The 24,063-nt window shown below is 55.8% G+C and carries 22 protein-coding genes and 1 pseudogene; 14 read left to right on the top strand and 9 right to left on the bottom strand.

Annotated features, from left to right (window positions below):
* Position 1 precedes the first annotated feature (1 nt).
* From VM163_03860 to VM163_03825, 8 genes are all read right to left on the bottom strand, one after another.
* Positions 2-1,153: a tetratricopeptide repeat protein gene (locus tag VM163_03860; GenBank protein HUT03006.1), complete on the bottom strand. Its 1,152-nt coding sequence runs from the start codon at positions 1,151-1,153 to the stop codon at positions 2-4.
* A 683-nt stretch (positions 1,154-1,836) separates the two neighbouring features.
* Positions 1,837-2,673, bottom strand: coding sequence for an outer membrane protein assembly factor BamD (bamD, locus tag VM163_03855; protein HUT03005.1), 837 nt, complete (start codon positions 2,671-2,673; stop codon positions 1,837-1,839).
* The gene (locus tag VM163_03850; protein HUT03004.1) at positions 2,642-3,136 is read right to left on the bottom strand and encodes a cytidine/deoxycytidylate deaminase family protein; all 495 of its coding nucleotides are present in this window, start codon (positions 3,134-3,136) and stop codon (positions 2,642-2,644) included. The genes bamD and VM163_03850 overlap by 32 nt, the downstream gene beginning before the upstream one ends.
* 162 nt (positions 3,137-3,298) lie before the next feature.
* Positions 3,299-4,210: a hydroxyacid dehydrogenase gene (locus tag VM163_03845; GenBank protein HUT03003.1), complete on the bottom strand. Its 912-nt coding sequence runs from the start codon at positions 4,208-4,210 to the stop codon at positions 3,299-3,301.
* Positions 4,211-4,261: 51 nt separating this feature from the next.
* A complete protein-coding gene (locus VM163_03840; protein HUT03002.1) occupies positions 4,262-5,344 on the bottom strand; it encodes an alanine--glyoxylate aminotransferase family protein in 1,083 nt (360 codons plus the stop codon).
* Between the two features lie 510 nt (positions 5,345-5,854).
* Positions 5,855-6,910, bottom strand: coding sequence for an endonuclease NucS domain-containing protein (locus VM163_03835; GenBank protein HUT03001.1), 1,056 nt, complete (start codon positions 6,908-6,910; stop codon positions 5,855-5,857).
* A 10-nt stretch (positions 6,911-6,920) separates the two neighbouring features.
* Complete coding sequence (locus VM163_03830; protein HUT03000.1) at positions 6,921-8,165, bottom strand: aspartate kinase; 1,245 nt, start codon at positions 8,163-8,165, stop codon at positions 6,921-6,923.
* A 3-nt stretch (positions 8,166-8,168) separates the two neighbouring features.
* Positions 8,169-8,912, bottom strand: a complete 744-nt coding sequence (locus tag VM163_03825; GenBank protein HUT02999.1) for a SagB/ThcOx family dehydrogenase — start codon at positions 8,910-8,912, stop codon at positions 8,169-8,171.
* 388 nt (positions 8,913-9,300) lie between these two features.
* On the opposite strand from VM163_03825, the gene VM163_03820 reads away from it, so the two are divergent.
* The 7 genes and pseudogenes from VM163_03820 (at position 9,301) to VM163_03790 (ending at position 14,457) form a co-directional block, all read left to right on the top strand.
* Positions 9,301-9,708 (top strand): Rrf2 family transcriptional regulator, encoded by a 408-nt coding sequence (locus VM163_03820; GenBank protein ID HUT02998.1) that lies wholly within the window; start codon positions 9,301-9,303, stop codon positions 9,706-9,708.
* Positions 9,705-10,583 carry a hypothetical protein gene (locus tag VM163_03815; GenBank protein HUT02997.1) on the top strand — a complete coding sequence of 293 codons (879 nt, stop codon included), beginning with the start codon at positions 9,705-9,707 and terminating at the stop codon, positions 10,581-10,583. Before VM163_03820 ends, VM163_03815 begins: the two co-directional genes overlap by 4 nt.
* An 11-nt stretch (positions 10,584-10,594) precedes the next feature.
* On the top strand, positions 10,595-10,951 hold the full coding sequence (locus VM163_03810; protein ID HUT02996.1) for a hypothetical protein: 357 nt from the start codon (positions 10,595-10,597) through the stop codon (positions 10,949-10,951).
* Positions 10,952-10,997: 46 nt separating this feature from the next.
* The gene (locus tag VM163_03805) at positions 10,998-11,561 is read left to right on the top strand and encodes a hypothetical protein (protein ID HUT02995.1); all 564 of its coding nucleotides are present in this window, start codon (positions 10,998-11,000) and stop codon (positions 11,559-11,561) included.
* A gap of 17 nt (positions 11,562-11,578) precedes the next feature.
* Positions 11,579-12,787, top strand: a complete 1,209-nt coding sequence (locus VM163_03800) for a cysteine desulfurase (GenBank protein ID HUT02994.1) — start codon at positions 11,579-11,581, stop codon at positions 12,785-12,787.
* Positions 12,788-12,824: 37 nt separating this feature from the next.
* Positions 12,825-13,643, top strand: coding sequence for a hypothetical protein (locus VM163_03795; GenBank protein HUT02993.1), 819 nt, complete (start codon positions 12,825-12,827; stop codon positions 13,641-13,643).
* A gap of 34 nt (positions 13,644-13,677) precedes the next feature.
* A pseudogene (locus tag VM163_03790) lies at positions 13,678-14,457 on the top strand (sulfide-dependent adenosine diphosphate thiazole synthase).
* A gap of 283 nt (positions 14,458-14,740) precedes the next feature.
* Here the strand turns inward: VM163_03790 and VM163_03785 are convergent.
* On the bottom strand, positions 14,741-16,228 hold the full coding sequence (locus tag VM163_03785) for a radical SAM protein (GenBank protein HUT02992.1): 1,488 nt from the start codon (positions 16,226-16,228) through the stop codon (positions 14,741-14,743).
* A 368-nt stretch (positions 16,229-16,596) separates the two neighbouring features.
* Here VM163_03785 and VM163_03780 point away from each other — a divergent pair, with 368 nt between their 5' ends.
* The 7 genes from VM163_03780 to VM163_03750 form a co-directional block, all read left to right on the top strand.
* On the top strand, positions 16,597-17,049 hold the full coding sequence (locus VM163_03780) for a DUF4870 domain-containing protein (protein ID HUT02991.1): 453 nt from the start codon (positions 16,597-16,599) through the stop codon (positions 17,047-17,049).
* 10 nt (positions 17,050-17,059) lie between these two features.
* Positions 17,060-18,295 carry a hypothetical protein gene (locus tag VM163_03775; GenBank protein HUT02990.1) on the top strand — a complete coding sequence of 412 codons (1,236 nt, stop codon included), beginning with the start codon at positions 17,060-17,062 and terminating at the stop codon, positions 18,293-18,295.
* Between the two features lie 150 nt (positions 18,296-18,445).
* Complete coding sequence (locus VM163_03770) at positions 18,446-19,546, top strand: NAD(P)-dependent oxidoreductase (GenBank protein ID HUT02989.1); 1,101 nt, start codon at positions 18,446-18,448, stop codon at positions 19,544-19,546.
* A gap of 12 nt (positions 19,547-19,558) precedes the next feature.
* Positions 19,559-20,851 (top strand): hypothetical protein, encoded by a 1,293-nt coding sequence (locus VM163_03765; protein HUT02988.1) that lies wholly within the window; start codon positions 19,559-19,561, stop codon positions 20,849-20,851.
* A 160-nt stretch (positions 20,852-21,011) separates the two neighbouring features.
* A complete protein-coding gene (locus VM163_03760; GenBank protein HUT02987.1) occupies positions 21,012-21,578 on the top strand; it encodes a flavin reductase family protein in 567 nt (188 codons plus the stop codon).
* A 600-nt stretch (positions 21,579-22,178) separates the two neighbouring features.
* Positions 22,179-22,982, top strand: coding sequence for a DUF72 domain-containing protein (locus tag VM163_03755; protein HUT02986.1), 804 nt, complete (start codon positions 22,179-22,181; stop codon positions 22,980-22,982).
* A 766-nt stretch (positions 22,983-23,748) separates the two neighbouring features.
* Positions 23,749-24,063, top strand: a 315-nt coding sequence (locus VM163_03750) for a helicase-associated domain-containing protein (protein HUT02985.1), incomplete at its 3' end; no start/stop codon positions are given.

Below are 24,063 nucleotides of genomic sequence, written 5' to 3'. Positions count from 1 at the left end.
GTCAGTAAGCGCCTTTGAAGCGTTCTATATTGCCCTGGGCCTTTGAACTTGATGGATCCAGCGCAATAGCCTTTCTGAAATAACTCATACCTCTCTCCCAATGGCCCCGGCCAGCCCCATAACCATGCGACTGATCCGCATTGGCCGCCCTAGCCATCTCTATTGCACCCATGTTGTTATATGCTATGGACAAGGCCTCTCTCCAGGTCGTTCCATCCATGGCCGTTGTTCGAGTGCGCTCGAGGATATCGATACACCTTCTCGTGCTTCTCTCGGCGCCATCAAGCCATCCGTTCTCTAAAGCAATCAGACCGAGATTGAGGTGCGCCTCCGCGAGATTCGGGTTCTGCTCGATTGCCTGCTTGAACTCGCTTTCCGCCGCGTCGAGCTTTCCGTCGCTGAGGTATTCCACGCCTTTATTGTAGTGGTCAATGCCCTCAAGCCCGTACACCATTCCCAGCTCTCCTCCGGTCCTCGATCCTGGCCATGGGCCCACAAACGCAATTAACGCTAATAGCGCAACTGTCATCACACCGATGCCTACAAGGAATACAACCAGCACACTTCTTACCCTTGCATTCCTCATGCGTTTTCGAAACGCCTTGCGGTCCTGCACAGGAATGTAGAGCCCTTTCTCAATTGTCTCGTGGGCCGCTTTAGCCAATTTCTGCCTTTTCGCAAGATATAAAGGAAATGCCACTATCCACAGGAGCCAGCACAGGATCGCCCAAAGAACCGCCCCATAACGCTCCGTTGCGCTAAGATTCAGTGTGGAGTATGACAGCTCCTTAACCCGGATATGCGAGGCATCAATGGCGACCAACGCAATGGAGACCAGCACCCCGAAGCCAGAGAGGCCACGTCCAGCCTCCCCGCCGATAAAAGGAAGAATGATCACAAGACTAAAGAGTATCCATCCGAACACAACCACACCAGAGCCCGGTTCATACCCGTGTTGAGGAGGGCTCGGATAGTATGATTCCGGTGTCAGCGCAGGCCCGGATATTTCACGGGAACTCTTGGTTGAGCTTGTTCGCTCTTGATGGGCCTGAACGTTGACAATCCATCCGCACTTGGGGCACTCAATCAGGTCCGCATCCCCAAGCACGCTAAAACTAGCGCCGCAATGGTCGCAAACGGCACGCCTCTCCATAACCTCACCCCGTAGGCAAATGCGCTGAAAACTGATGCTGCCGCACCTATTGCGAGAAGAATACAGACTTTGCAGACAGGTATCAAGCGGAAATTGAGGCAATCGGGTGCGCACCAGTTCGGGTGAGGCGGGGGGATGAGGCGGCGGGCAGTGTCGAAAGATGCTCTAATGCATCGGGTCTGACCTCAGATTGTGGGTGATGTTGCGTTTATGTCATGGGGTGGGCATAAATGCCTCCCAGGTCGTGGCTTGCGAACGCGTGACTTGCACATTGACTCATCGCCCGACTTCAGTCGAGGCGGTCCAGAAGGGCTACTATAATCCTAACCCCCGAATTCATTCGGGGGGCCTGCGGCACGCCGGCGCTCTCCTCATCTCTTCCCTTCAAACGGGCATTCTGGGAGGGAAGAGGAGGAGGCGACTCGCCTTCTCAAGTCACCCGAATGAATTCGGGTGTTAGCATAATTAGAGCCATCTATATGGCCGCGTTAAAACGCGGCCGAGATCATTGCGAGAGTTCACCTACAATCTAGAATCGCGCCCAACGCATCGATGCCTTTGCAGGTTCGGTCGTGTTGATATAGCTTCAAGGCCGGGCTTGGTGGAGGTGGTTGAAAGAATTACCCACGCCAATTGACGGTAATGGTCGCCTGCCGTAGAGCCCGCTTGGCCCCCGCGGGGCTCTATGGCGCGAGAGCTTTCGAAAGCCTCCTGGCCCTGTTGATACACTGAGAGCCGGGGTAATTGTCAATCAGTTTCCGGAGCTTCTGTCTGGCCTCGTCGCGCCTCTTCAGCTTAAGGTCGGTCTTCGCGAGATACAACAGCGCCCTGGGGGCCGCCTCGGTATCCGAGTAATCTCTGAGGACGCCTTCGAGCCGTGATGTGGCAGCAGCATATTTGTGTCTTCGGAAGTAAAGGCGTCCAACGTAGAACTCGTGCATGCCGAGCATCGCTCTCGCCTCACGTTCTATAACCGCGACATGTTGCGTGAACTGCCCGCCCGGATAATTCCGCCGGTATTGCCGGCAGAACTCGAGCGTCTTGTGCGTGAACGACTGGTCTCGATCATAGGTTCTGGTCCGGCGCTCGAACGTCAACAGCAGCCGAAACTGAGCCTTCTGGGCCTCCACGTCCGATGGGTAGAAGCGAAGAAACGACGTGTACTCCGCCTCGGCCTCCTCGTGTTTCTTGTCTGCAAACAGCGTGTCGGCCAGCAGCATCTGGGCTTTCTTAGCGTGCGGGCTTTCAGGGTACCTATCGAGCAACTCGTTGAACAGTTCCAACGCCTGACTCTGCTCCTTCGAGTGAGTGATGCCCCAAATGAGACCCGCCTGCTCGCTCATCTCAAGCTTCCTGCTCGCAAGGTGAAACATCTCGTCGTCGCCGAGCACCACCTCCTGGGTCGAGGCGCAAGATATTGTGAGCAGCGCGGCCGCGAGCAACATCACGAGAGCGCACGCGGAGTCGCCTCGCCTCTTCTGATGCGGGCTATTCATCCTTGTTCTTATCGCTCTCACCATCTTCTGCCTCGTTGTAAGGGATGTGGACGAGCTCCACACCTGCTTCCTGGAGCATCTCGAGCGCCAGCTTGTCAGGATAGCCATCCTGATAGCATATACGCTTGTTCATGCCAGCATTTATTAACATCTTGGCGCAGATCACGCAAGGAGCGTTGGTGCAGTAGAGAGCCGCGCCCTTGATGGATACACCAAACATCGCGGCCTGAATGATGGCGTTCTGCTCTGCGTGAAGGCCCCTACACAGCTCGTGCATCGTGCCGGACGGGACCTTCAGCTTCTCGCGGAGGCAGCCAACCTCTTCGCAGTGCTTCAGGCCTGATGGTGCGCCGTTGTAGCCTGTCGCAAGAATGCGCTTGTCGCGGACGATGACCGCGCCGACGTGCCTCCGCAGGCAGGTTGAGCGCTCTGCCATGAGGCGGGCTATTCGCATGAAATACTGGTCCCAGGGGATTCGCTTCTTCAGGTCAAGAGTCTCCTAAATGCCGCTGGCTGTCGAACTGCCCTCAAACGAGCGTCGAACGCAGAACTCTACACGTATCTGTTCCGTAGGTTGCGCACCTACGGCTACCCACGTTGTGCCCCTTCAGGGCACTGCTGAATACCCAGAACGGTTCTGTTCGTCGGCTTAGGCCAGCAACTCCAGCAGCCTCTCGGCAACCTCCATCCCCACTCGGAACTGACCATCCACAGTCGAGGCGCCTATGTGCGGCGTTAGCGAAACGTTTGGCAGTGAAGTAAACTCGTTGCCCTTGACAGGTTCGCTCTCGAAGACATCCAGGGCCGCAAACGCGACCTTTCCGCTCTTGAGGGCAGCAAGCAGCGCGGACTCTTTCAGGACGCCGCCCCGGGCGCAGTTGACGATGCGCACACCATCCTTCATTTTTGCGAACTCTTGCTCGGCTAACAGGTAGTGCGTTGCCTTGCTGTGGGGCATGTGCAGTGTGATGTAGTCGGACTTGGCGAGCAGCTCGTCCATGCTAACCATTCTGACCTGAAGGTCGCCCAACATCTCCTGCGTTACAAATGGGTCGTAGGCGATCACTGTCATCTCGAACGCAAGGCCACGTTTCGCTACTTCCTGTCCAATTTTGCCGATTCCAAGCACACCGAGCGTTTTTCTGTAGAGCTCCACGCCCTCGAACTTCTTCTTATCCCAACGGTCCGCCGTCATCGATGCGTTCGCCTGTGGGATGAACCTCGAGATGGCGAGCATGTGCGCCATCGCCAACTCGGCCACAGAGACGGAGCTCGCGGCCGGAGTGTTGATCACCTTCTTGCCCGCCGCATTGGCGGCCTCGAGGTCAATGTTGTCAAGTCCCACACCGCCGCGAGCGATGATCTTCAGTCTCTTGCCCGCATCGATGACTGCTTTAGTAACTTTTGTGGCACTGCGAACGACCATGGCGTCATAGGCGCCTACTGTCGCAACGAGCTCCTCTGGCGCCATGCCGGTCTTGACATCAACTGTCAGGCCGCCTTGCCGCATCTTCTCTACTGCCTCTTCTGCCACAGGGTCGCAAATCAGGACACGCGTCATTCCCTCTCCTCCTGCTATCTCAAATAGTGTTCGTTCAACGCATCTTGGGCGTCAGCCCGCCTTTATCCCCAGATACTCGTCGATCCTGCTCAAAAGCTCCTTGACCTCGTCGAGCGTCAGGTCCCCCATGTGGCCGATCCTGAACGTCTTCTCCTTCAACTTGCCATATCCGTTCGCCATTTGCAGCGCATACTTCTCCTCGAGGAACTTCGCAAGATCAGCAACAGCGATCGCCCGAGAGTTCCTGACAATCGTCAGCGTTACCGACTCGTAGCCTTCCTCGGCGAACGTGTCGAAGCGGTCTTTGGCCCATGCCCTCGCGTATTCCGCCATCTTGACGTGGCGCTGGTATCTGTTCTCGAGGCCCTCCTCGAATATCTGGTCCATCTTGTAGTCGAGAGCATAAAGCTGGCTTATCGCTGGCGTTGTTGGCGTTTGGCCCTTGTCAAGATACTTCTTGAAGACCTCGAAATCAAAGTAATAGCCCTTACGCGCAGCCCTCTTGGACTTCTCCATCGCCTTCTCTGAAACAGAGAAGACCGTGATGCCGGGCGGCACCGCAAACGCCTTCTGCACGCCAGCAAGGCAGACGTCCATCCCGAGCTCGTCCACGTTTATGTCAACAGCCGCCATCGCGCTTACGGCATCGACCAAGAACATCACGTCCGGATACTTCTTCATCATCTCCGCAAAGGCGCGGTAGTCATTCATGATGCCGGTGCTCGTCTCGTTCACCTGCATCGTTACGGCATCGTATTTGCCTGAGGCCAATGCTTTGTCAACCTTCTCGACCCGATTGGCCTTGCCCCACCCCTCCGACGGAAGGATGTCCGCCTCGTGCCCACAGGCCTTAGTTATCTCGTGCCAACGCTCCCCGAATGCACCGCAAGTAACGTTCAAACACCGCTTCTCGACGCAGTTGAGGATCGCCCCTTCCATGACGCCTGTCGAGGCGGACGTGGACACAAAAACGTGGTCCTTCGCGTTGAGAAGCCGCCTCAATTTCTCCGTGAGGCTGGTGAAAAACTCCGCAAAATCAGCTCCGCGATGGCCGATCATGGGCCAAGCCATACGCTCCAGAACGTCCTTTCGAACCTCTGTCGGCCCCGGAATAAACAGCTTTCTAAACTTCATTGTTTGGCCTCCTTATGACCACTCAGCTACTGATAATAGATTCAATGATGTAATACCGCCCGAATTATATTCGGCAATAATAGCTTGTCAACGAAATATGCTAGGGTAATAATCGCCAACGCCAAATTATCACAAACTCAAACTCGACCCGGGCATGGTCATCAACAGAATGCGCCGGCCTTGCCGTCCAAGATGACTCAGCCCAACCTACTTCTCGATAGCGAAAGATGACTTTAGCAAAGATGCTGTGCTCTATACAATAGAGGAGTTTCCCCATTCTATCTTGGAGCGCTTCAGGGCGCCGTTTTCGTTTTGGAGAGCTTGACGACAGCCGCTGCGAATCCCCGCATCCCTCCGCGGTTTTTGAGTCTTGCGCCTATATGTTGCGAGGCAACCTCTCGGCCAGCCGCCAATCGCACGGCGATTAAAGGCTAATCAAAGACTTCTGGACTCTGTCCTCACGGGTTCGACAGCTCCAACGCACAAAAGGCAGGAATCGAGGTGAAAGGGCTAGCTGCCGACCGGTGATAGCTTGAAATGCACTTCATATCGCATAAGCTGGATATCCTGGGTGGATTTCAACGCGTAGTGCAGCTTCTTGTCAAATTCGTGGGCAATGATGAGCCCCTCTACTTTCTCGCCAGGGCCGGCCATTCTCTCTTTCACCCAACCCATATACCGTAGAATCTGTCCAACAGTAGCGTCCGACGTCTGTGCTCGTTTGAGTTCGATGACCAGCCATCCATTTCCAGACCTGCGCTTTGCCAGAAGATCAATGTAACCTATTTCACAGCTGTACTCGAAACCAGCCAGGTCGCCATCTTCCTCGTACAGCTGCCATTCTTTACCCAACGCAATGTTGTCCCAATTGTCCCTCAGGAATTCATGTAAATGTGCTTCCATACCAAAAGCCTGGCCCTGGTCACTTGCGGGAGATATCCGGTCTCCAACGTCATGTTCATCCCGGATGCTAGGCAAAAGCACACCCCACCACAGGGCATCAAGGGTCCACAGGTCAACGTTGAGTTCTCGTGCTATACGTTGCATCATCGGGTTCAGAACCATATATTTGCTCGAGAACGAAGCGCCTCGCTCGAAATCCGGCCATATCTGAAGTCGCTGCATGGCGCCTTGAGAGGTACCATTGAAAACGCCATATTTGTCAGGATAAGCGACCAACAGAATGGCTGTGAGAATGGCCTTCCCCAAACCTTTCACATACGGCGGCTTGTTAGACGGCAGCAATTCATCGAGGCGGTCCTTCAAGGGCCTCGTCTCATCAAGTAGGGTCGCGAGACCTTTGCGCAGCCGGTCCATATCCTTGCAAAGGAACTTCTGCATGCGCTGAAGTCCGCTCCAATGTCTGTTACCTCGAAATGTCAGGAACTCCAGGAAAGTCTCCCTCTCTAGCGACCCGATATTCTCTGGGCGAAATACTGGTCCGTAATGCAACAGCACTTCCTCTTTGCTCTCAACGATACTCTTCAGGACTGCATTCTGTGGCACCTGGCCCTCTATTGCTCTGACTTCTGAAAGCGCCTTCCTCATCGCCTGTGTGTCAAACATAGTCTCTCTCCTATCCCTGTTGTATCAGCTCGTGAATCGCACCAACCGCGACCTTTTCTTTGTCCCTTGCGATCAGGAGCGAGACGCGCAGCGCAGAGACAGTTGTCCGAATAGCAACAACGCCGGCCTGTGCTAGCGCGCGATGAATGCTTCCAAGTATGGCCGCCTCGGACAGGAAACCGCTCCCGACAACGCTAACCTCCGCCAGGTCGCAAACCACATCCCACTTGAGAGCGTTTGTGAACTCATCTTGCTTGAGGGCGCCCTCGAGGGCGAGAAGGTCTTCCTCTGAGACGACGAACCTCAGACAATGCTTACGACCCGATGAGCTATCCGACACCATGTCCAACATGACATCACGTTTTGAAAGCTCCTCAAACAACGAGGCGATTTCAAGGGCACCGTCGCCAATGAAATCCACACTAATGCTGCAAACGGGGCCGCACGAGACCACCGAATCGAGGCTTGTGGCCTCGGGACACTCGCCCGACGCAGCCGCGCTATCTGCTCGTTTTTTCATCTTATTCTCACTCACAATCCTCGTTCCACGTCCTTCACTTATCCCTGAGCATATCAGGACAGGGAGCCTTTCGCGACACACAAACTGCGCTGCACGCCGATGCACGACCGAGGCGCCGGCGCAAGAAAGCTCGAGGAGCTTCTCCGCACTCAGCACGTCAAGCAATCTTGCGTCCGGGACGACGTTGGGATCGGCGCTCATTACCCCCGGCACGCCTTTCCTGAGCTCGCACCTTTGGGCTGCGAGGGCCTTTGCCAAGACGACCGCCGTCAAATCGGAGCCGCCACGGCCCAGCGTGGTTATCTCCTTTTGCTGAGAGACCCCCTGAAAACCGGCCACGATGACGATCTTACCTTGCTTTAGCGAGTCAACAATCCTTCCGGGCCGAACGTCAACAATTCTCGCTCGATTGTGCTGACCGGTCGTGATGATCCCAGACTGCGAGCCTGTGAACGAGATCGAATCGAACCCAAGGTCAGAGATCGCCATCGACAGGAGCGAGATAGATATCCGCTCGCCAACAGTAATGAGCATGTCAAGCTCCCTTGGGGAAGGTTTTGTGCTGACCTCGTGTGCAAACGAGATGAGGTCGTTGGTGGAGTTGCCCATTGCCGACATTACCACTAGCACGGAATAGCCCGCGCGCCGCGCCTCGATGACCTTGCGGGCAACCTGCTTAATCAGAGCGGGGGTTGCGACGCACTGGCCGCCGTATTTCTGGACGAGGACGCTCAACGGCTAATCGCTCCTCTTGTATCCCACTGGCATTAAGAGGAGCAGCTCAAGGTTCTTCGGGAGCTTCAGGTCGGCCGAAATCGCTTTGTCATCGAAAGCCCCGATTATCCCCACCGAGAGGCCTAGCGCCTGAGACTCAAGAAAGATGTTCTCTGCGACGCTCCCTGCCTCGAAATGAACATACCTGACACCACGTTTGCCATATCTGCCCGTTGTCCGCGAGTAGTCGCAGACAATCGCCACTGTCACGGGCGCCTCAGCTGCCCACATCTGGCCGAGCGAATGCCTCGCGAGCGATGCGCGCGCGTCCTGCGGCGCAACTCTTGTTATACTATGCCCTGCTGGCACGTAACGCCATAATCCTGCCCTGAGACCCTTCACGGACTTTTCGCCGCACGCGAAATAGACCTCAATTGGGAACGTAGCCCCGGCGGAGGGCGCCGCTCGCTTGAACCCCTTAACGTCCGTGATTCCCTGTGCGGACCAGAGAATCTGCGACAGCGCATCAAGCGTCATCGGCGCACTCGAGAAGCTCCGCACCGTCCTTCTTCCTTTGATCGCATCTTCAACGCTGACAGACCCTTTAACCTTAGGGGCGGGGAGTTTAACCTCGAGGCCCGAAAGCGCCACTTGCCCGACAGCCGTGCCGGCTCCCGGCGCAACGGCCGCCCCGCGCACCGCCGGCGCTCCGACAGCTAGGCACATCGTCAAAACACAAGCCAAGAAAACACCAGCGCCGCTTCGCATACCATCTTCCTCCTCTTAACTTCTGCTTTCGGTTGCTCTGAATACACACCTAATCTACCCCGTCGCGCACCGACTATCAAAAATACTCTCACGCGCCCGCGACAACGAACCTGTGGTAGAGACTTGGTGTCCCTTCGTGTTTTTCGTGGCCAGCCTGTTCGGATGGAGGATGCACTATTTTAATCTGTGAAATCTGCGTAATCGTCCGACGCCATAGGCTTTGGCCGACGGCTGTCTGTGGACGCGTTCCTATGCGGGCAGGAGAGCCAAGCCGTACGCACGCCAGAGGGACCCTCGTCGAGCCCGGCAGTCCCTCAATGTGATTATCGGGTTGTTTGTTGTTGACATTTAATCTACTGATATGGTATATTATACGCAGAGGTGAAATGTGAAACTATCAACACGCTCAAGATATGGGCTAAGAGCAATGATTTTCATCGCCCGTAATGGGACACAAGTGCTCTCGAGCGAGGTGATCGCCGAGAACGAGAACGTCTCAAAAAAATATCTGGACAGGATTTTGATGCGGCTGAGAGAGGCCAACCTATTGCGAAGCGTCAAGGGGCAGGGTGGAGGATACGTCTTGGCAAGACCGGCAGATGAGATCCGGACCGACGAGATAATCACAGCTCTTGAGGGCAGTCTCTGTCTCGTTGAGTGTGTTGACGATCCCTCAGTTTGTGACAGGTCAACTGGCTGCCCCACACGCGGCGTCTGGTCTCGCATCGCCGCCGCAGTCAATGCCAGTCTGCGCGATATATCGCTCGAGGACCTCTCACGCGGTGAAGATGTGTGAGCGTGCTTTCAGAAGCAGTAGCGCTCGGTATTTTGGGGAATGAGGCCGGGCGAGATTCTATTTGCAGGGAGTTCGTAAGAAGGACAGTGATAAGACAGGGCGAGAGCACGGTCATGTTCTCTGGAGGGCTTGATTCCACCACGACTGTTGTGCTGCTTTCGGAAGTGTATGAGAGGTTGCACCTTTTGACGTTCTGCAATGGCTATGGCCACTGTTTCGTGCGTTGGTCCAAGAAGCAGAGGCCTAACTTCGACCGGATACTAGGGGTAGATCGTTATGTTCACGTCATTCAGAGCTGTTCGGACCTGTTCGATCGACTCCTGATCGACACGCTGACAAAGGACTACCGAACCTACAAATCCAAGTTCATCTGGTGCATGGCCTGTAAGCTGGCGATGCACACCTACACGATAATGTATTGTCTGGAGCACGAGATTCGGCATTCCTCGGACGGGTCATCCACACAGACCAACTACTACGTAGAGCAGATGGAGATGAGTCTGAAGGCCATCAAGGACTACTACGGAGAGTTTGGGATCGATTTCTCCACGCCGGTTTACAGGGTTGGCAGCCGGGATGAGGAGGTCCGGATACTTGCCCAGAAAGGAATCAAGAAGGTTGGCCTGAGCATCGCGGGTAGGAACCCAGGAACGCAGCCGCTTTGCGTGCCCGGCAACTTGATCTACTTCTTCTCGACATTCTTCAAGATACACCCGAAATATGCCCAGGACGATGTTCTGCGATTTATCGACGAGAAGAAAAGGATTGCTGAGTCCTACATGAGAGAGAAGCTCGGCGAGAAGGGCTTGGACGTGGACGAATTAACCCAACGATTGAAAGGAGGCGATTGCACTCGATGGCGTGCTGTGGACTGAGCGGCAGAGGTATGAGCTCTATGCTCGGGTTGCTCTTGTTTGTAACCCTTTCAGTGGTATTCGGCGGCATAGCCCTGTTGCTGCTTGGGTCGCTCGGCCTGTTCTCAAGACGGTTTCGATTCTGGGCCGAGACCCTATGGACAGTGCTCTCGGTCTCTGTCCCACGAATGTTTCACGAGCTGCTCAACGACTCTTATTTCTGGCGCCCGGACCTGAAGTGCGTCGTCTCTGGCAAGCTATTCAGGTTTTCACCTGCTTTCTCCGGCATCGTTTTCAAGTATTTCAATCTGATCGTCCTGGGAGTTTTGTTCGGATTTGTCGCCCTTTTGATAGGCGCGATTGTTGGGGTAATCAATGGCTGGGGGTAACCGGCGCGGCTCGGCCATGTTAGAAAGAGCGAGGTTGCAATAGAAGATGGCGTGTTGCGGCAGCGCAAAGGCGAAGGAAGAGCTGAAGGCGGGGTGGCTCAAATTCGGCTTGATCGCAGTTCTCTTTGGTGGAGGCGGACTTGCGTCGCTAACCTACCTGACCTTCGTGCGCAGCTTCCGCTGGTTTCCGCTTTACTGGCGAGTCTTGCGGTTCTTCGCTCTGCTCCCGTACATCTGGCTGACAAACGAGAGGAGAAAACCCATAACATCGCTCCCCGTGCTCTTACTTTTCTGTCTGTTCTTGCTGTTTTACGGGCTAGTCGGTCTATTCGTGCTTTCCGCGGCAGGCTTGTTCTCCAGAACGGCTCGACACTATCGCCGGGCGCTTTGGTCGGGCCTCTGCTGCTCAATGCCCGCGGTATTTAGGGAGCTGCTAAACGATTCCTACATTTGGCGGCCAGAGCTCAAGTGCATGGTCTCAGGCAGGCTGTTCAGGTTTTCTCCAGCGTTTTCGGGGCTTGTTTTCAAGTACTTCAATCTGATCGTGATAGTCGCAATGGTGGGTTTGGTGAGCTTCATTGCCAGAGCATTTCTCAAACTAGCGGGATAAGGAACATGAGTTTGGATGTGAAAAGAATACGAAAGGAATTCCCGGCGCTTCATGTTAAGGTCAAAGGGAAACCGATTGTCTATCTGGACAACGCTTGTATGTCGCTCAAGCCGAGCTGTGTCGTAGATGCGATGAATGATTACTATTACTCGTATCCCGGATGTCATGGCAGAACTACATACTACTTCGGGCGGCGCACCACCGAGGAATATGACCGCGCAAGACACCGGCTTGCCAAGCTGATCAACGCTCCGCAGGCCAGGGAGTTGATCTTCGTCAAGAACACGAGCGAGGGCATCAATCTCGTTTCCCATTCCCTGCCCTTTTCGGAAGGCGATGTTGTGGTTACAACCAACGTGGAGCACAATTCTAACCTTCTCCCGTGGCAGGTGCTCAAGCGGCGAAAAGGAGTCGAACACAGAATAGTGCATCTGGCCGATGACCTCACGTTCGACAGAAGCGCCTTTGAGGAGGCGATATCGGGCGAGGTCAAGCTCGTGAGCGTGGTGCAAACCTCGAACCTCACGGGGGTGTCGGTGCCGGTCAAGGAGATCGCTGAAATCGCCCACCGGCATGGCGCCCTGGTGATGGTCGATGGGGCGCAATCGGTTGCCCATAGCAAGGTTGATGTTCAGGAACTGGGCATCGATATCCTCGCCTTTTCCGTGCATAAGATGATGGGCCCGACAGGCGTTGGCGTGCTCTGGGCAAAGGAGGAAGTGCTTAACAAAATGGAGCCGTTCATTGTCGGTGGTGAAACTGTGCTGAATACCTTCTATGACAGCTACATCCCCGCCGGCCTGCCCGACCGATTCGAGGCGGGACTTCAGAATTATGCTGGGGCCATCGGCGCTGGCGTTGCGGCGGAATACCTGATGAGTCTCGGGCCTGAGGCAGTTCACGAGCACGAAGTAATGCTCAATCGCATCATGACTGACATGCTCAAGGATATCGACGGCCTCAGCATAATCGGCCCGAATGATCCGGAGCTGCGAGGCGGGATTCTCAACATCTCTGTCGATGGTATGAAGGCGCTGGAAGTCGCTCGAATACTCGATCAGGCCAACAACATCATGGTTCGAGCCGGCTACCTCTGCGTCCACTCGTGGTATAACGCCTGCGACCTGCCGCACTCGGTCCGCGCCTCGGTCTATGTCTATAACACGCCCGCCGAATGCGAGCTATTTGCGGACGTTCTGACCAAGCTACTCAAGCACTATCGGTAGGGAGCTCTCTGTGTCTCTGTGTCTCTGTGGTGATGAAGTGGAAGTCGCGAAGAAGAATGAACGGAAGCGGAGTGCGAGGAAGCGTGCTGTCTCGCTGATGTATTCGGGCGGGCTGGACTCCACGGTAACTGCTCTGACGCTTGCGGAGCAATACGACAGGGTTCATTTGCTCACTTACAACCGGGGCTACGGACATTGGTTCGTGGGCCGGTCGAGCGTGCGTATCCCGCAGCTCGAAAAGCACCTCGGCAGGAGTGTTTTCACTCAGTTCAGGGCAGACGTAAAAGGCCTTTTCAAGAAGATCGTTCTCGACAGCTTCGTCTCGGACTTCAGGAAATACAAAGCGCTGTTCATAGTGTGTGTGGGCTGCAAGATGGCGATGCACGCTCAGTCAGTGATCTACAACCTCGAACATGGAATCCCATACGTATCTGACGGGGCATCCGAGACGACCGCCTGGATGCCAGACCAGATGCCGGTTACGCTGGCCGAATACAAACGGCTTCACGAGGACTACGGCCTGACATACTCGAATCCCGTCTATCACTTCGGCACTCGAGAAAAAGCTCGTGAGACGCTGCGCGAGGCTGGTCTCTCGATGGGGCACCGCATCGCAGACCGGGACTTCGGGACGCAGCCTATCTGCCTGTTCGGGGACGTCATCACGATAGTGCGCGAGGTGGTGAAGGTTGGCCTCCCCCTGAAGGAGGAGAGCATCATGGATTTCATGCGTGCCAAGCGGCCAATTCTCGACGAATACATCACCGATTACTTTGCCCGGCGGGGCGCTGATGTGGACGAACTGAAGGAGCGGGTGCGTGGGACGACGCATTGCCCGGAATTCAGCATAACGTGAACATCATAGGAGGAAGCGAACTGTGAAGCAGAAGATATTTGGCGCTGGCGGCGAGAAAGAGGTGACCCGAGCGATCGTCTCGGCGTTTGCTCGCCAGTTTGAGGAATACCTGGAGACCGATTGCATCATAGTCGGCGCCGGCCCGGCGGGCCTGATGGCCGGCTGAATGCTGGCACAGCATGGCGCAAAGACCCTTATCATCTAGCGAAACAACTACCTGGGGGGAGGATTCTGGATCGGCGGCTACCTAATGAACAAGCTGACGGTCAGGCGACCGGGGCAGGAGGTCTTGGACGAGCTCGGCGTTCCCTACGTTGAGGCAGGCCCGGACCTCTTCGTGGCAGACGGTCCGCACGCCTGTTCGAAGCTTATCGCTGCCACATGCGACGCCGGGGTGAAGTTTGCCAACATGACCGTCTTCGAGGATGTCGTTCTGCGCGAGGAAAACCGTGTGGCCGGAGTGGTCATCAATTGGACGCCTGTTCAAGCCCTGCCTCGGCATATCACCTGTGTCGATCCAGTGTCGCTTCAGACCAAAGTTGTGATCGACGTCACCGGCCACGATGCCTGTGTAGTGAAGAAACTGGAGCTGAGGCGTCTGATAGAAACCGCGGGGTATGGCGCAATGTGGGTGGAACGTTCCGAGGACCTTGTCGTGAAGCACACAGGCCACGCCCATCCGGGGCTTATCGTTGCAGGCATGGCCGTCAGCACGTTGTATGGACTCCCACGCATGGGACCTACCTTCGGAGCCATGCTGCTCTCCGGGAAGCGCGCGGCGAAGATTGGCCTGAAAGTAACACATGACAATTGATTAGGCTGATCCGCATAATATGGCTAATCCGCGCCTTCTGCCAACATAACACACCTTCGCGATACCGATGGAGCTTGTCGTCGAGGTTGGTCTGATAGATGAGAAGCGAGTCACTGCCCTCAAGGAAGAGGCAAACGAGCTCTTGTCGATGGTCGTCAGCTCTATCAAGACAGCCCGGCCCCGCAAATAATCCCCAATCCGTTGGCAGTCGGCAGTTGGCAGTCAATCCGCAACTCGTGCTACGCAGCGAAGCGCCGCTTCGCAGAGTAGTATCCTCAATCTACTAGCGTCTGAGGAGGCGCTTCAGGCTTTTGAGAGACTTGTGGACGAGGCGCCAGAACCAGCGGAGGTATTTTTGGTCGAGGATTTGAGCGACTAATCTGCTGGATAAGAACTTCATGAGCGGCTTTGGGAAGCCATAGTGGGCGCCCATCACCAGGAAATTCAGGAAGGACTTCTCGAACGCGTGATAGTGCTTGCGATAGACCGTGTTACGCACATCCTTGATTATACCGTCCGCCTTGGCTCTTTCGTAAATCTCGGTCCCGGGATAGAACGTCAGCGAGAAGAACTGGACAACATAAGGTCTGGGCAATTCCATCAGCAGCCGGACTGTCTTGAGCACGTCCTCGCGCGTCTCGTATGGATTATCCAGTATGATGTCATAGACGGGCGGACAGATGCTGTCCTTGTGCTTGTTAAGCAGCTCGGCGCCTCTGCGAACTTCATCATTAGATATGTGGCGATTGTAATAGACTCGGTTGACCTCCTCGCTACCCGTCTGAATGCCCATCTGCGCGCAGCGCATGCCCGCATCGACGAGATAATCTATCTTCGCTTCCGTCATAAACGGAGGTGAGACTTGGACAAAAAACGGTAGGCCGATTGTTTTCTTATACTCTTCGCAAAAGTGCTTCAGACGCTTTTCTGGCATCGCGGGCATTGATTCGTCGGCAAAGAGGACGAGCTCAACGTAAGGCATGCGCTCCTTCACCTGCTGGAGTTCTAAAATTACGTTCTCCGTGCCGCGGCGGCGAAGTATCTTCTGGTTTGGGAAGAGCTTTCGCAGCGCGGAATGGCAGCAATACGCACACGCGTGAGGGCAACCTCGCGTCGTTATCGTCTGATAGACGCATAGTCCGCCGCAGATGCGCAGGCCGTTGACAATCTGGTCCTTCTGTATCTCGTAAGTCATTCTGACCAGGGCCTTGCCATCCTTTGCCGCGGTGTAATGACTCTCATGGTCGTAGTCCTGAAAGGGGAGGGAATCGAGGTCGAAGATGAGCGGCTCGAGCTGGTTTTTCTGCACGACACCATTGGTTTTGAACCAGAGGTTCTTGATGTCGCGGTAATCCCTCTTCTGCTCCATTGCACGCAGCAAGTTGAGCATCGGATACTCGCCCTCACCGACGCACGCTATGTCACAGTGATTGAGCGATTCCTCCGGTGATACCGTGGGATGTATGCCGCCCCAAATCACAGGGGCAGCGAGATGCTTTCTCAGGTTCTCGCTCAGCTGGACTGCCCGGTCGAAGAAATTGCTCATCACGCAGATACCGACAACATCCGAGTCCGAGCATGTCTGAACCACGTCATCCATCAGGCTCTGCTCGTAGGGGCGGCCAAACTGGGGATCGTAGCTCAGAAGGGCACTGTAATCAGGCAAGAAAATCATCTCGCACTCGTAACCCTTGCTCTTAATGAACGAGGAGAGGCAGCGCAGCCCCTGCGCAATCGTGTCAAGATAAGGTGAAATAAGGGTTACTTTCACGTGCTCAGACCCCGGGCGCCATCGTGGCTACCTGACTAAACAGCTCCTACACTGCAATAAACAGACACATTAACAATGTATAAACATACTGTCCACGTCGCAGGGGTGCAACCGTAATCGGCGGACACTTTCCTACGTGGGCGCGAGAGCCAAGCCGGGCTGTGTCGTAGATGCAATAAATAACTACTACTCAAGCACTATCGGTAAGGGCCCTATGTGGCGAGAGGATAGACGATGCGCGAGGCGGGTCTCTCGATGCTGGCGGGAAGGATGTTGACAGAGCAAGCCAATCTGCCTAGCTTACTATGTGGTGATCTCGTGGACGCAGCGCCAGTAGCTATCGACCATAGTGTATGAGAGAGAACAAAATGACTGAAACTGCCGATAAGCCTCGAGGAGAGGTCTCGCCGGAACAGGCCGAAGACCTGTCCGAAAAAAAACCCGTGCAAAAGGAGGAAGCCTCGGTCCGGATGACCGAGGACCAGGCGAGAGGCTGGGCTATGTTGTGCCACATCGGGACGCTGCCAGCGCTCATCATCCCAGCCGGCAATATCATTGTGCCGCTGGTGCTTTGGATGGTGAAGAAGGATGAGTCAGATTTCGTGGACGATCAGGGCAAGGAATCGCTCAACTTTCAGATATCTCTGACCATTTATCTCATTCTGGCCGGGTTCCTGGCTATACTGAAGATAGTTATAATAAGCAAAATCCTTATGCTCCTCGTCGGCGTGTTCGGCATTGTCTGCGTGATCACCGCGACCATAAAGGCACACAGAGGAGAAAAATACCGCTATCCCTTTTCAATGAGATTCGTCAGGTAAAGGAGGCACTATGAGCAAGACTACGAGGCTATTGGCAATTGCGTGCACGATTCTCTTCTGCATTTCGTGCGCGATCATCCATGAGCAGAACATCTACACCGACCGTGATGAGGTCGAGAAGATATGCGGGAAGAAGGGCGTCAAGGCAAAGCCATGCGGGGGCGATTGCCGAGACAAAGAGAAGGGCGATAGGAAGTGCAAACAAGGGAAGATGGACCCCTGTGCCAAATCGGGGGGCGATTTCCTCGATTTCGACCTCAAGGAGCTCGAAAAGCAGGCGCGGGAGGCCTACGACGCAAAGAAGTATGAGGAGGCTGCGGTCCTCTACCTCAAGCTTCTGAGGCGCAACGTCACCGACGGCGGGAACATCTACAACCTCGCCTGCTGTTACGGCCTGCTTGGCAAGTCCGAGCTCGCTGCGAAGTCCCTCGAGCGGGCCTATAACGCTGGCTTCACCGACGTCGGATGGATGAAGAACGACCCCGACTTCGAGAAGGTGAAGGAAAACGAGCAGTTCAAGGCGATGATCGCAAGCCTGGAGGAGAAGGCCAAGCACAAGGAAGAGGGTAAAGGCGAGGCCATCTATATCAGCGCCTCGGCCGAGTTCAAATGCCGGCTTATGTTCCCCGAGGGCTATGACCCAAAACGGACATATCCACTTCTGGTCGGCCTGCATGGCTACGGCAGCGATCCAGAGAGCTTTGTCGGCCTCTGGAATCGCTTTGACAATCCACAGTTCATCTACGCCGTCCCGCAGGCGCCGTATCCTTATATGAGGGGCAACGAGCAGGGCTACAGCTGGGAGGCGCCCGTCCCGTGGGATAATCTCATATCCGAGAGGTCCTGGCGCGAATCAGAGGAATATACAGTGAAGCTCGTGAGGCGCTTGAGGGAGAAATACAAGATAGGGGACGTGTATCTCTTAGGGTTCTCGCAGGGCTCTGGCCTCGCCTACACTGCCGGGATCAAGAACCACGAGCTGTTCGCGGGAGTCATCGCGTTCGGCGGGTGGCTGAGCACAGAGTGGCTGGTGGAGAAGTCAGGTTTCGATCTGAAGGAGGCCAAGACCCTCCGAATCTTCATCGCCCACGGCTCCAAAGACAACGTGGTGAAACCAGAGGAAGGCCTGAAGGCCAAGTCCATCCTTGAAAAGCACGGCTACAACGTAACGTTCTACGAGTTCGACGGTGCTCACCGGGTACCGAAGGAGGCACTGCTCGAGGCGCAGAAGTGGATGGCGGAATAGGGAGAAGAGGATAAAGGGAATCTATGGAATATCGATATGATGCGCCGTGCGGGATTTACTGCGGCGCATAGCTCTATGACTGCCGTGCGGAGCATAAGAACCTGCTCAACTCTCAGTAGTTGCTGAAGAGGGAGAACTCGCCGGGACCTAATGTCCGATTCCCTGAAAGGGCTGAACCTCATAATCATGATCGCAGAACAGGTTTCGACCGGGGACCCACCGATGAGCGATGCGCGGCAAACTACGGTTCTCTTCATCTGGCAGGTGCCCGATAGGCTGCGGGACTATCTCGAAGCGGGACTGCGACGCCTGCCGCAGGTGAGGCTGGTCTTCCCTCCAGACGTCGAGGAGGAGACGCTGATCCGCCTTGCGCCCGAGGCGGACGTAATCATCGGCTGGCGGCCAACGAAGGAACTGCTGGATGCGGCTAAGCGGCTGAGGCTATTCATCAATCCCGGCGCCGGGGTGCAGCATATAGTTGATCTCTTCCGCGAACAGTCAAAGACGAGGCAGGTGATACTTGTCAACGGACACGGCAACTCCTACTTCACCGCCCAGCACACCGTGGCGCTCCTTCTGGCGCTTATGAACAAAGTCGTGCCTCACCACAACTGGATGGTTGAGGGCCACTGGCGAAAGGGCGACAAGGACGCCGCCTCGATCCCGTTGCGTGACAGAAGGGTTGGCCTGCTCGGTTACGGCGCCGTCAACTCCACGGTCCATCGTTTCCTATCCGGATTCGACGTCGAGTTCCACGCGATCCGGAACGACTGGTCGAAGCTGGCTGAGTCGCCGCCGACGCCGCTTGTCAAATACAGCGCCGCTCAGCTCAACGAGTTCCTGAGGGCTATCGATATCCTGATCGTTTCCTTGCCCCTGACCCCGAAGACCAAGTGCCTCATCGGCAAGCGCGAGCTCGAGCTGCTGGGGCCTGACGGTCTATTCCTGAACGTCGGACGAGGCGCTCTGGTTGATGAGGAGAGCCTCTACAATGCTCTGAAGGACAAGGTCATCGCAGGAGCCGCGCTCGACGTCTGGTATAACTACACACCGATCGCCGACGAGGGAGGTCGCACATCGCCCTACAACCGCCCGTTCCACGAGCTCGACAACGTGGTCCTCTCTCCCCACCGCGCCGCCTCGCCTTTCCGCGACCTGAAGCGCTGGGACGAGGTCATCGAGAACATCTCCCGTTTCGCGAGGGGAGAGGATAGATTTCTGAACACGGTGGATCTCGCCGCGGGCTACTGACGAGGTGAAATCATGAAAGATGAAGAGCGGCCTCGCCTCGTGCCCTACGACCTCGTCTCCCCCGGCTATGAGGCGATCTACACGGGTCGGAAGGCGGGGGCGAGTGCTGAGGACATCCAAGGGCCGTGCGTTATCGAGGCGGACGAGGACGGCAACGAGATCAGGAGGTGGTCGCTCTGGTCATGGACCGGCGTCTTAGAGGAAAAGGATTGGGATGACGACGTGAAGCACATCAACCAGATGCAGGAGTCGCTGGGGCCGCTGAGCGACGAGGTGCGGAAGGTCCGTGCGCACATTGCGAGCCTCGCCATCTGCGACAACGGCTTTCCAGTTACAGTTGACGAGCTGCTCGACTCCATCGGCAGGGGCGAGCTGAGGGCGCCTTCGTTCCACAACGGCTGCTTTATACCGGCTGCTTGGTGGGAGGAGAAGACCACGCAGCCGCATCAGGCCACGGCGATGCAGGTCATCGAGGATGTGCTGAATGGGTATCTCGCGGGCGAATCGGAGGAGGCTCTCGTCAAGAGACATCCGCTCGCCAACAGATTCATCAAACGGACCTACGAGTGGCTTGGGCCAGTCGAGAATCTAACCGACGTCAAGCGGCTGATGCTGGGCCGCGTCCTTCTGCCATTCGATTTCTTAACGAAGCGGACCGAGAACCGCGAGGCGGCTTACAGGGACTGCTTCGAGCCCGGCGGACGAGGCGAGTCGCTTGACGAGAAGATAGCGGCCGCGGCGGGCCTGCCGAAGTTCTACTCACCGATCGTGGATTACGAGAAATACGTGGGAGTCCGGAATGGGATAGAAGACCCCGAGAAGAAGGAGCTTTTTAGAGTGCTTGGGATGCTCTCCCACGGGCTGCACGGGCTCTCCGATTGCCATCACTCGTGTTTCCGATGGCTTGAGAACTGGCTTTGCAGCATCGGCGCGGGCCAGACGGAGACCGCAACGCACGCCAAGGGGACGGAGAGGGAGCGCCTCGTCAGGCTCCTCTTCGGCTACGTCCTCGCTCTGGACAGATGGCTCCAGGGTGTTTCGATGCACTTTCTATTGCTCGATCTGAGCCACGTTGACCTGGGCTTCGAGCCCAAGAACGAGATACTCCGGGTCTATGCCTATCTTGGCGATGAGAGGACACCTGTCAAGGAATGGCTGGCCGCCTGCCTCTGGAAGAACCTGACGCAGGTACCGGCGGGGCCGGGCCGCATCCTGCACAGGGAACTTGTGGAGCGCTCCAAGCGCGCGGGGACATCTCTCCGCGGATGGATCGATCACAAAGGCACAAAGACACTAAGTAAGTAGATTAGTCGGAAGAGGAAACCACGAATGGGGACGAATAGTGTCCCATTTACCATCCTGGCGCCTTTGTGTCTCTGTTGTTAATTCATATCATCTCTGATAGTATCTCACTTTTCGTGTCCATTCGTGTTAATTCGTGGTTCAACTAATCTCAGGAGGAACGATGGACAAGATCAAGATAACAAAGCGCGTAACGGGATACCCGATGCCGGTCGTGCTCGTCGGCTCGCTGGTCGAGGGCAAGGCGAACTTCATGGCCGTCGGATGGTCAACAAGAGTGAATCCCGACCCGCCGATTGTGGGCGTTGCGATCACCAAGTCGCACCACACGGTGAAGGGCATAATCGCGAACAAGGCGTTCAGCGTGAACATCCCCGGCGTCGAATTGATGGACAGGGCGGACTACTGCGGCATTTACTCAGGCGGCGAGGTGGACAAATCCAGCATCTTCAACGTCTTCTATGGTGAGCTGAAGACAGCGCCGATGATTCGGGAATGCCCTGTCACCTTGGAGTGCAGGCTCGTCGATACAATTGAGTTAAGCGAGGTCTTCTTCTTCCTCGGTGAGATCGTGGAGGCATATTCGGAAGAGTGCTATCTCAACGATGGCAAGCTGGACATCACGAAGACTAAGCCGTTCGTGCTCACCGTGCCTGATGGCAACTACCGCCCGGTCGGCGAACCCATCGGCAAGGCCTGGGAGGTCGGGGAGAAGCTGAAGCCTAAGTAAGAACCTAACCGCAAAGGCACGAAGACACTAGTAAGTAGATTAGTCAGAAGAGGAGACCACGAATGGGCACGAATAGGGCCCCATTTACCATCCTGGCGCCTTTGTGTCTCTGTGGTTCATATCATCTCTGATCGCAGCTCAATCTTCGTGTCCATTCTTGTTCATTCGTGGTTGAATCAGCTCTTATGGATCATGTGCCTTTTTCGAGTAAGCCATCACGTCCCATCCGCGTGATGCGGGTGATCACACAGCTCTCGCGAGGGGTGTGGAGGCGAAGCTGGCCGAGCTCTTGCCTTTGCTCAGGCAGCCGAGTTTGACGCGTCGGTTTGCTGCATCAAGGAGGCGGGGTCGCTGGCTCATCGGTTCGCCGAGGCAGGGATACCGGTTCACGTCCTGCCTGTTCGATCGCGGCTGCATCCAAGCGGGCGGGGACAACTCTCCGCGGATGGATCGAGACGGACGGGGGTCGGCCAGGCAGCCGCTGACAATCCTTATGCTATTGACCCAAGATTGGTGCTACTCTCAGACTAATGCTTGACCTCAGACACAGTCACTCTGTGATTACCTACTAACATGTCGCAGCGATCTTTAGATTTCGGCTTGAAGGAAGCAGCAAGGGGCAAGTCCGAACGGAAGTTTCTCATCGGCACCTCAGGCTACAGCTTTCGGGACTGGAAGGGGAGCTTCTACCCGCAGAGTATCTCCAATCGGGACATGCTGGCATTCTATGCGCAGCGCTTCGGCGTGGCGGAGATCAACGCTACATACTACCGCATCCCGGGCCCCAAGTCGTTCGAGGCGATGCTCAAGAAAGTCGCCCCGGACTTCGAGTTCGTCGTCAAAACGCACGAGAATATGACCCACGCTCGCACCGCCACCGACGAGGATTACAGGACCTACGCCGAGTGCATCAAGCCGCTGCTCGCCGCCGGCCAGCTCTCTGCCCTCCTATCGCAGTTCCCCTGGTCGTTCCAATTCTCACGCACGAATATCGACTACATCAGAACGATGCGTGATAAGCTCCCGCCAGTTCCGCTCGTAGTGGAGTTCAGGCACTCGAGCTGGCTGCGCGACGAGACCTACGACTTGTTCCGGCAAGAGCAGCTGGTCTATTGCTGCGTCGATGAGCCGAGGTTAAAAGGTCTCCTGCCGCCGCAGGACATCATCACCTCCGACAGCATCGGCTACGTGCGCCTCCACGGGCGCAACGCCGAGCACTGGTGGGAAGGAGCCGCACTGCGATACGATTATTCATACAGCGACGAGGAGCTCAACGACTGGGCCGAGCGCCTCAAGAACATGTCCAAAAACGCCCGCAAGATATTTGTTCTTTTTAACAATTGCCACCTCGGCCAGGCCGCCAAGAACGCCCTCGCGTTGATGCTGCTGATGCAGGAGGAGTGAGCCGCGGTCAATGGCTGGAAGACGCTTCGCCTGGTGAGGTCGCGCGCACGTCCGAGCATCGCTTTACATGGCTGCCCTAGGGGAAACTCCTCCTCTGTGATATCTCAGGAGTTTTCGTATTCCCCTGTGCTGGTTGACCGGGTATGTGGCTATATGGCGGGCTTCAGGGTATGGGAAAGGTGGGATTGAGTTCTCGTGGCTATTGCTTGAGTCCCCTGAAAGGGGGCCACGTGAGTAGCCCCGTGTGAAACGCGGGGTATCTAGCCGACGACACTGCTCCTAGCTACCCTCGCCATCCGCCAATCGCAAAGCGATTGGCAGATGGCGAGGGGATTTCTCGGTTGTCGCCCATTTCGATCCGCAGGTTACACCTGCGGCTACTCAAATTATGCCCTTTCAGGGCATTCAGGCAATGCCGTCGAATTCCATCGACGCCGATTCTCAGGATTGTTGAGGTTTTGTAGCCCAAGACCCCTAATTCAAGCCCAGACTGCGAGCATCAAAGCGCCCACATCGAGTGATTACGAAAACTCCTCGAGAGATGGTGGTTGATTCGACCGAGGCATGATTCTCATTGAGGGACATTTGCAGGTTTGGCCGGTTTAGTTACTGTATAGTATGCAGCAAGTGTGGGTCTGCGCTAAAATGCAGCGAGGGGTAATGTTATCAGTGTTCGTTCGTATTTATTCGTGGATAGGAAGAGGGAGCAGAGATTGGCTGTTTTCGGCTGTTGCCTTGCTTTGATCCGCCGCCGCGGGCTTCAGTAATGGTTGAAATCGATGACAGGCCGCTGATCGTTCAGAGCGACAGGTCGGTTCTGGCTGAGGTTCGGAACCAGAGCTTCGATGTGGCCCGGGATTATCTCGCACTGTTTGCCGAGCTGGTGAAAAGCCCGGAGCACATCCACACTTACCGCATCTCACCGCTCTCGCTCTGGAACGCGTCCGCTTCGGGCCTGACGCCGGAGAACATCATCGCGTTCTTGGAGCGCTACGGCAAATACGAGACGCCTCAGAACGTCAAGCGAGACATAATCGACTACATGGGGCGATACGGGCGGCTAGTGCTACGGAAGCGTGGC

The sequence above is a fragment of the bacterium genome (assembly GCA_035527515.1).
Taxonomy (GTDB): domain Bacteria; phylum B130-G9; class B130-G9; order B130-G9; family B130-G9; genus B130-G9.
This window is presented reverse-complemented; position numbering and strand designations above follow the sequence as displayed.

Excerpts from the sequence above, each read along its gene's own strand:
- VM163_03860 (HUT03006.1), bottom strand. The coding sequence starts at position 1,153 with ATGGAGAGGCGTGCCGTTTGCGACCATTGCGGCGCTAGTTTTAGCGTG.
- bamD (HUT03005.1), bottom strand. The coding sequence starts at position 2,673 with ATGGTGAGAGCGATAAGAACAAGGATGAATAGCCCGCATCAGAAGAGG.
- VM163_03845 (HUT03003.1), bottom strand. The coding sequence starts at position 4,210 with ATGACGCGTGTCCTGATTTGCGACCCTGTGGCAGAAGAGGCAGTAGAG.
- VM163_03840 (HUT03002.1), bottom strand. The coding sequence starts at position 5,344 with ATGAAGTTTAGAAAGCTGTTTATTCCGGGGCCGACAGAGGTTCGAAAG.
- VM163_03835 (HUT03001.1), bottom strand. The coding sequence starts at position 6,910 with ATGTTTGACACACAGGCGATGAGGAAGGCGCTTTCAGAAGTCAGAGCA.
- VM163_03825 (HUT02999.1), bottom strand. The coding sequence starts at position 8,912 with ATGCGAAGCGGCGCTGGTGTTTTCTTGGCTTGTGTTTTGACGATGTGC.
- VM163_03810 (HUT02996.1), top strand. The coding sequence starts at position 10,595 with ATGAGCTCTATGCTCGGGTTGCTCTTGTTTGTAACCCTTTCAGTGGTA.
- VM163_03805 (HUT02995.1), top strand. The coding sequence starts at position 10,998 with ATGGCGTGTTGCGGCAGCGCAAAGGCGAAGGAAGAGCTGAAGGCGGGG.
- VM163_03780 (HUT02991.1), top strand. The coding sequence starts at position 16,597 with ATGACTGAAACTGCCGATAAGCCTCGAGGAGAGGTCTCGCCGGAACAG.
- VM163_03775 (HUT02990.1), top strand. The coding sequence starts at position 17,060 with ATGAGCAAGACTACGAGGCTATTGGCAATTGCGTGCACGATTCTCTTC.
- VM163_03770 (HUT02989.1), top strand. The coding sequence starts at position 18,446 with ATGTCCGATTCCCTGAAAGGGCTGAACCTCATAATCATGATCGCAGAA.
- VM163_03765 (HUT02988.1), top strand. The coding sequence starts at position 19,559 with ATGAAAGATGAAGAGCGGCCTCGCCTCGTGCCCTACGACCTCGTCTCC.
- VM163_03760 (HUT02987.1), top strand. The coding sequence starts at position 21,012 with ATGGACAAGATCAAGATAACAAAGCGCGTAACGGGATACCCGATGCCG.